The organism is Planktothrix paucivesiculata PCC 9631 (genome assembly GCF_900009265.2).
GTDB lineage: Bacteria > Cyanobacteriota > Cyanobacteriia > Cyanobacteriales > Microcoleaceae > Planktothrix > Planktothrix paucivesiculata.
Map to the genome: position 1 here is coordinate 1 of NZ_LR735019.1, position 265 is coordinate 265.

1 protein-coding gene is annotated in these 265 nt (G+C 38.1%); it reads right to left on the minus strand.

Annotated elements, in window-relative coordinates:
* Window positions 1–265 (minus strand): hypothetical protein (locus PL9631_RS26230; protein WP_197046403.1); only part of this gene is annotated, 265 nt, incomplete at both ends.

The window sequence follows — 265 nt, forward strand, 5'->3', positions numbered from 1 at the left end:
GCAATATCCGTGGAATCACTACTTTCCGTGGGATTAATTGTGGAATCCGATTGTTTTTGGAGGGGGGAATAATTAGGAATTTCTGGTGTAGCAATATCCATGGAATCACTACTGTCTGGGGGATTAATTGTGGAATCTGATTGTTTTTGGAGAGGGTTATAATTAGAAACTTCTGGTGTAACAATATTTGTGGGATTAATTGTGGAATCCGGTTGTTTTTGGAGGGGGGTATAATTAGAAATTTCTGGTGTAACAATATTTGTGG